The organism is Micromonospora sp. NPDC023644 (assembly GCF_040640115.1).
GTDB lineage: Bacteria > Actinomycetota > Actinomycetes > Mycobacteriales > Micromonosporaceae > Micromonospora.
Genome location: NZ_JBFABA010000004.1, coordinates 268,580 through 275,167, shown reverse-complemented (window position 1 = coordinate 275,167; position 6,588 = coordinate 268,580). Strand labels below are relative to the sequence as shown.

Below are 6,588 nucleotides of genomic sequence, written 5' to 3'. Positions count from 1 at the left end.
GCCCAGCGCATGGGCACCACCGAAGCCGGCACCAACTCCATCAACGACATCACCCCCGTACTGAACAAGGAGACCGGCAAGGACGCCTACCAGTCGGTGGAGATCCGCGAGCCCAAGGCCGACGAGAAGCAGACCGACAGGCTGCGCGGCGACATCGTCACCGCCATCGACGAGGGCCACGCCGTCGTCGCCAACATCGCCGGCACCGCCACCGACACCGACGGCACCACCCACTCCTTCGAAGGCGGGCACTACATCAGCGTCGTCGGCTACCGCGACAACGGCAACACCGTCACCATCGCCGACTCCGCCGACCCCACCCAGGCCTCCTACCGGATGAGCGTCGACAACCTCGCCGACTGGATCGCCACCCGCGGCTACACCGCCTGACCCGACCCACACGAAAACGCACCACCGAACGACGACAAGGGCCGGCCCCACGGGGCCGGCCCTTTCGTCATGCCCACAAGCTGGCCCGTGCCGATCCGGCGCCGCACCCACCGGGCCGGGGCCGTGCACTTCGGCGCGCCCGTCGACCCGGCGGCCCGTCAGGCCTACCGGGACCGGCGGCCCGGCAGGCCCACCGATCCGGCGCGGCAGCCCACCGGAACGAGACTGGCGGCGCGGCAGACCACCGGCGCGACGCGGCAGCCCCACCAGGGCGGCGCGTCAGCCCACCGGGACCGGCGGTCCGTCGCCGACGAGGCGGAACGAGGACTCGCCGACCGGCTCCACGAGGCCGTCCCGCACCAGCCCGGCGAGGGCCCGGGACCGCTGGACGTCGTCGGCCCACACCTGGTCGAGCCGCTGGTGCGGCACCGGTCCGGTCGCCTCCCGCAGCACGCCGAGCAGCAGCCCGCGTACCTGTCGGTCGGTGCCGGCGTACCGCTGGGGGCGACGGGTCGGACCCGCGGGGGCCTCGCGGCCGGACGCGCGCCAGGCGCAGACGGACTCGACGGGGCAGGCGCCGCAGCGGGGCGACCGGGCGACGCAGACCACCGCGCCCAGCTCCATGAAGGCCGCGCTGGCCAGGGCGGCGGCGGCCGGCTCGGCGGGGAGCAGTTCCTCGGTGGCGACCAGGTCGGCCGGGCGGGTCGCCGGGCCGGCGTCCGGTTCGCCGGCGATCGCCCGGCAGACCACCCGCCGCACGTTGGTGTCGACCACCGGGTGCCGCTGGCCGTACGCGAACGCGGCCACCGCCCGGGCCGTGTACGTGCCCACGCCCGGCAGGGCCAGCAGTTGGTCCAGCCGGTCCGGGACCCGGCCCCCGTGGCGCTCGACGATCGCCAGCGCGCAGTCGCGCAGCCGCACCGCCCGGCGGGGGTAGCCGAGCCGCCCCCACATCCGGATCGCCTCGGCGGGGCTGTCCGCCGCCAGCGCGGCCGGCTCCGGCCAGCGCGCCAGCCAGGCCTCCCAGGCGGGGAGCACGCGTACGACCGGCGTCTGCTGGAGCATGACCTCGCTGACCAGGATGGCCCACGGGCTCACGTCGGGCCCGCGCCATGGCAGGTCGCGGGCGTTCTTCTCGTACCACCGGCTGACCAGGGTGGCGAAAGTGGGCTCAGACATCGCGCCGCCGATGATGTCACGCGGCCCACCGCCGGGGTGGCGCGGGCGACGAGGCCGGGCACGGGGCGAGGACGCCACGACGGCACCGCCGTCGTCCCGCTGGCTGGGCGGTCCGGGCGGGGCGCTGCGGCGGTGGCGGACGGATCGGGCAGAATGCCCGGATGAACGAGCTCGCGATCACCGTCATCGGCCGGGACCGGCCAGGCATCGTGGCCGACGTCGCCGAGCTGCTCGCCCGGCTCGGCGCGAACCTCACCGACAGCACCATGACCCGGCTGCGGGGGCACTTCGCGATGACCCTGATCTGCGTGGGCCCGACCGCCGCCGACGTCGAGGCCGCGCTGGCGCCCCTCTCCGCCGACGGCCAGCTGCTGGCCACCGTACGCGCGGTCACCCCCGACGGTGAGACGGCTCCCGCCGGCGAGCCGTACGTGATGGCGGTGCACGGCGCGGACCGGATGGGCATCGTGGCGGCCATGACCCGGGTGCTCGCCGACGCCGGCGGCAACGTCACCGACCTGAGCACCCGGCTGACCGGCTCGCTCTACGTGGTGGTCGCCGAGGTAGAGCTGCCGCGCGGCACGGCCGACGAGCTGGCCGGGCGGCTGACGGCGACGGCCGCGGAGCTGGGCGTCGGGGTGAGCCTCCGACCGGCCGATCCGGATCTGCTGTGACCGGCGGCGAGCGCGGTCCGGAGACCGAGGCCTACGCCGGCCTCGGCGACTGGACCCCGGATTCCCTGGGCGTGCCGGGGGAGGTGCGACCGGTGGTGTCCGCCCCGGAGCCGGTGCTCACCTACGTCGGTGGCGAGGTGGACCCGACCGCCGAGGAGACCGTACGGCTGGCCGCCGACCTGATCGCCACCATGCGGGTGTCGCCGGGCTGCGTCGGGCTGGCCGCTCCGCAGGTCGGCGTGGCCGCGCGGGTCTTCGCGGTGGACGTGACCGGCCACCCCAAGGCGCTCACCGTGCACGGCACCTTCGCGCTCTGCAACGCGCGGGTCGTCGAGGCGAGCCGGTGGAAGGTGGCCCGGGAGGGCTGTATGTCGGTGCCCGACCTGACCGGGGACGTCAAGCGGGCGAGCCGGCTGGTGGTGGAGGGCGTGCTGCCCGGCACCGGCCGCCCCGTACGGCTGGTGACGGACGGGTTCGAGGCGCGGGCCCTCCAGCACGAGATCGACCACTGCGCCGGCCTGCTCTTCCTGGACCGGGTCGCCGGCGCCCACGCCATCTACCAGCGCAAGGTGTACCTCTGAGTGGCGGCGGCGCGGCGACCCAGCGTCGCCGGCGGGACACGGTCGGCAGGCGGGAGCGTCGCATGTGGAGGGTGGATGCGGTGAGCCGCGGACGACTCGGCGCGTCGCGCGGGGCTGGGGTGTCCCGCGCCGCTACGGTGGGGACATCATGCGTCTGACGGTCGGCCCCCTGCCACCCGCCGTGTACTGGCGGCGTCGCGCCGTCGTATTCGGAGCGGGGCTTCTCTTCCTGATTGTCCTGCTCTATTCGTGCACCGGGTCGAACCGGAACGCGAACAAGGGCGGCGACGCGCAGCCCACCGCGGGCGCGACGTCGTCCGGTGCCTCGCCGGAGCCCACCGGCTCGGTGCTCACCCCGCAGACCGGGGCGCCCTCGCCGGGTGCGGCGGGCGGCCCCGACGCCGGCGACCCGTCGGGCGGGCCGGTCACCACCGACTCGCCGCCGGTGGCGCCCGTCGTGCCGGCCGCCGACGACGGCGCCTGCACGGACGCGGAGATCACGGTGACCCCGGTGGCCCAGCCCGCCTCGGTGGTCCGGGGGGCCGTGGTGGACCTCCAGCTCAAGATCAAGAACCGGTCCGAGCGGACGTGCAGCCGCGACGTCGGCGCCTCCGTGCAGGAGTTGTTCATCAAGTCGGGGGCCGAGAAGATCTGGTCGTCCGACACCTGCGGCACCGGCCAGGGCGCCGACGTGCAGTCCTTCACGCCGGGCTTCGAGCGCTCCTACCAGGTGGGCTGGAACGGCCGCGACAGCACCAAGTGCGCCAACGGGGTGGCGGCGGGCCCGAACCCGCCGGCCGGGACGTACCAGGTCTTCGCCCGGGTCGGCACCAAGCTCAGCGAGCCGGTCAAGCTCACCGTCACCGGCTGAGCGCCCGTGGTCGGGCCGCTCAACGGCCCCGACCGGTCAGACGTAGCGTTCGAGGATCGACGCCTCGGCGAGCCGGGACAGCCCCTCGCGGACGCCCCGGGCGCGCGCGTCGCCGACTCCCTCGACGGCCTGGAGATCCTCCACGGTGGCGCCCAGCAGGCGCTGGAGGCTGCCGAAGTGCACGACGAGGCGGTCGACCACGGCCACCGGCAGCCGGGGGACCTTGGCCAGCAGCCGGAAGCCGCGCGGGCTGACCGCCGCGTCGAGCGCGTCGGACGCGGCCGGGTAGCCGATCGCCTTGGCGACCGCGACCAGGTCGATCAGCTCGGTCGCGCCGAGCAGGTCGAGCTCCACCAGCGCCTCGTCGAGGGTGCGGGACTTCCGGCCGGCCGGCAGGTAGTCCCGGATCACCAGGGTGCGGTCGGCGTCGACGCCGGCCATCAGCTCGTCGAGCTGGAGGGCCAGCAGGCGGCCGTCGGTGCCCAGTTCCACCACGTAGCCGGCGATCTCGTCGGCGATCCGGCGGACCATCTCCAGCCGCTGCACCACGGCGACCGCGTCCCGTACGGTGACCAGGTCCTCGATCTCCAGGGCGGAGAGCGTGCCGGAGACCTCGTCCAGCCGGAGCTTGTAGCGCTCCAGCGTGGCGAGCGCCTGGTTGGCGCGGGACAGGATCGCCGCCGAGTCGTCGAGCACGTGCCGCTGGCCGTTGACGTAGAGGCTGATGATCCGCATCGACTGGCTGACCGAGATGACCGGGTAGCCCGTCTGCCGGGCGACCCGCTCCGCCGTGCGGTGCCGGGTGCCGGACTCCTCGGTCGGGATGGTCGGGTCGGGCATCAGGTGCACGGCGGCCCGCACGATCCGGGTGCCGTCGCTGGAAAGCACGACCGCGCCGTCCATCTTGCACAGCTCCCGCACCCGGGTGGCGGAGAACTCGACGTCGAGCGGGAACCCGCCGGTGCAGAGACCCTCGACCACCTTGTCGTAGCCGAGGACGATCAGGGCGCCCGTCCGGCCGCGCAGGATGCGCTCGAGGCCGTCGCGCAGCGCGGTGCCCGGGGCCATCAGGGCCAGGTTCGCCCGCAACGGGTCGCCAGCGCCCCCGGCGCCGCCGGTCACGCTCACGCTGATCGGGCGGGCGGGCGAGCCCACGGCGCCGGTGCGGGCGTGAGGCGTCGCACCGGCAGGCTTGGCGGTGTCGCGGTCGATCGGCACGGGCACAGTCTACGGACTGCCCTGCGGTGGGTGCTGTCGTGGTTACTGTGATGTGTCACGATGCCCCGCCTCGCCCGGAGCGTGGGCTGGAGTCCGTGCTGTCCGATATCGGGCCGGACGCTCCGCCGACCGCCACCGGCGGTCACTCGGCCGACGCCCGGGCGACGGCCTGGAGCGCCGAACGCACGTCGGTCACCTCGAGCACCCGCATGTTCTCGGGCGTGACGCCGGTGCTCTCGGGGCCGCAGCCGGTCGGCACCAGCGCGAGCCGGAACCCGAGCCGGGCCGCCTCGGCCAGCCGGCGCGGCACCGCGCCGACGCGGCGCACCTCGCCGGTCAGGCCGACCTCGCCGATCGCCACCAGGTGCGGCGCGATGGCCAGGTTGAGCCCGCCCGAGGCGACGGCGAGCGCGACGGCCAGGTCGGCCGCCGGCTCCACCACCCGGATGCCGCCGACGGTGGCCGCGAAGACCTCCCGGTCGTGCAGCGTCAGGCGTTCGGTGCGCCGCTGGAGCACGGCCAGCACCATCGCGAGCCGGGCCGAGTCGAGCCCCGAGACCGTCCGCCGGGGCGAGCCGGCCACGGTCGCGCCGATCAGCGCCTGCACCTCGGTGACGAGCGCCCGGCGCCCCTCCATCGCCACCGTGACGCAGGTGCCGGGCACCGGCTCCGAATAGCGGGTCAGGAAGAGCCCGGACGGGTCGGCCAGGCTGCTGATGCCGCCCTCGTGCATCTCGAAGCAGCCCACCTCGTCGGCGGCGCCGAACCGGTTCTTCACGCCGCGCACCATCCGCAGCGAGGAGTGCTTGTCGCCCTCGAAGTGCAGCACCACGTCGACCAGGTGCTCCAGCACCCGGGGACCGGCCACCTGGCCGTCCTTGGTGACGTGGCCGACCAGCACGGTGGCGATGCCGCGCTCCTTGGCCACCGAGACCAGGGCGGCGGTGACCGCCCGCACCTGGGTCACCCCGCCGGACACCCCCTCGGCGCCGGTGGTGGAGATGGTCTGCACCGAGTCGAGCACCAGCAGGCCCGGCTTGACCGCGTCGAGGTGACCGAGCACGGCGGCGAGGTCGCTCTCGGCCGCGAGGTAGAGCTGGTCGTGCAGGGTGCCCATCCGCTCGGCGCGCAGCCGGACCTGGCTGACCGACTCCTCGCCGCTGACCACCAGGGAGGGGCTGCCGGCGCCGGCCGCCCACTGCTGGGCCACGTCGAGCAGCAGGGTGGACTTGCCGACCCCCGGCTCGCCGGCGAGCAGCACCACCGCGCCGGGGACCAGGCCGCCACCGAGGACCCGGTCGAGCTCGCTGACCCCGGTGGGGCGGGCCCGCGCCGGCGCGGCGCTGATGGTGGCGATCGGCCGGGCCGGCTCGGCCGGCATCCGGGAGCTGACCACCTTTCCGGAGACCGTCGGGCCGGTGACCGTGCACTCGACCACCGAGCCCCACTCGCCGCACTCCGGGCAGCGCCCCACCCACTTCGGTGGCTGGTGCCCGCAGGCGTCGCACTCGTAGGCCGGCCGGGGCTCGCGGGCGGCGGCGCGTCCGCGCCCGCCGACCCCGCCGGCGCGGGAGGAGGCCGATCGTGAGGTGGTCACACCGGGACGTTAGTCCCCGGGTACGACGAAGACACCGCCGGCGTGGCGGTCACCACGCCGACGGTGTCGTCGGTCTGA

At 75.2% G+C, this 6,588-nt stretch carries 7 protein-coding genes; 4 read left to right on the top strand and 3 right to left on the bottom strand.

Annotation, left to right across the window (positions count from 1 at the left end):
- Window positions 1-390, top strand: a 390-nt coding sequence (locus AB0G08_RS05675) for a C39 family peptidase (protein ID WP_358083548.1), incomplete at its 5' end; no start/stop codon positions are given.
- 279 nt (window positions 391-669) lie between these two features.
- Here AB0G08_RS05675 and AB0G08_RS05670 read toward each other — a convergent pair.
- Window positions 670-1,569 (bottom strand): A/G-specific adenine glycosylase, encoded by a 900-nt coding sequence (locus AB0G08_RS05670; protein WP_358083546.1) that lies wholly within the window; start codon window positions 1,567-1,569, stop codon window positions 670-672.
- 161 nt (window positions 1,570-1,730) lie between these two features.
- On the opposite strand from AB0G08_RS05670, the gene AB0G08_RS05665 reads away from it, so the two are divergent.
- The 3 genes from AB0G08_RS05665 (at window position 1,731) to AB0G08_RS05655 (ending at window position 3,695) form a co-directional block, all read left to right on the top strand.
- Window positions 1,731-2,243 (top strand): ACT domain-containing protein, encoded by a 513-nt coding sequence (locus AB0G08_RS05665; protein WP_358083542.1) that lies wholly within the window; start codon window positions 1,731-1,733, stop codon window positions 2,241-2,243.
- The gene (locus AB0G08_RS05660) at window positions 2,240-2,824 is read left to right on the top strand and encodes a peptide deformylase (RefSeq protein WP_358083540.1); all 585 of its coding nucleotides are present in this window, start codon (window positions 2,240-2,242) and stop codon (window positions 2,822-2,824) included. Before AB0G08_RS05665 ends, AB0G08_RS05660 begins: the two co-directional genes overlap by 4 nt.
- A 148-nt stretch (window positions 2,825-2,972) precedes the next feature.
- Window positions 2,973-3,695 (top strand): hypothetical protein, encoded by a 723-nt coding sequence (locus AB0G08_RS05655; protein WP_358083537.1) that lies wholly within the window; start codon window positions 2,973-2,975, stop codon window positions 3,693-3,695.
- Window positions 3,696-3,731: 36 nt separating this feature from the next.
- On the opposite strand, the gene disA is transcribed toward AB0G08_RS05655, so the two are convergent.
- Both disA and radA read right to left on the bottom strand, forming a co-directional pair.
- Window positions 3,732-4,913 carry a DNA integrity scanning diadenylate cyclase DisA gene (gene disA, locus AB0G08_RS05650; RefSeq protein WP_357873776.1) on the bottom strand — a complete coding sequence of 394 codons (1,182 nt, stop codon included), beginning with the start codon at window positions 4,911-4,913 and terminating at the stop codon, window positions 3,732-3,734.
- A 142-nt stretch (window positions 4,914-5,055) separates the two neighbouring features.
- Window positions 5,056-6,510: a DNA repair protein RadA gene (gene radA / locus AB0G08_RS05645; protein ID WP_358083534.1), complete on the bottom strand. Its 1,455-nt coding sequence runs from the start codon at window positions 6,508-6,510 to the stop codon at window positions 5,056-5,058.
- Window positions 6,511-6,588 lie beyond the last annotated feature (78 nt).

Excerpts from the sequence above, each read along its gene's own strand:
- AB0G08_RS05670 (WP_358083546.1), bottom strand. The coding sequence starts at position 1,569 with ATGTCTGAGCCCACTTTCGCCACCCTGGTCAGCCGGTGGTACGAGAAG.
- AB0G08_RS05665 (WP_358083542.1), top strand. The coding sequence starts at position 1,731 with ATGAACGAGCTCGCGATCACCGTCATCGGCCGGGACCGGCCAGGCATC.
- AB0G08_RS05655 (WP_358083537.1), top strand. The coding sequence starts at position 2,973 with ATGCGTCTGACGGTCGGCCCCCTGCCACCCGCCGTGTACTGGCGGCGT.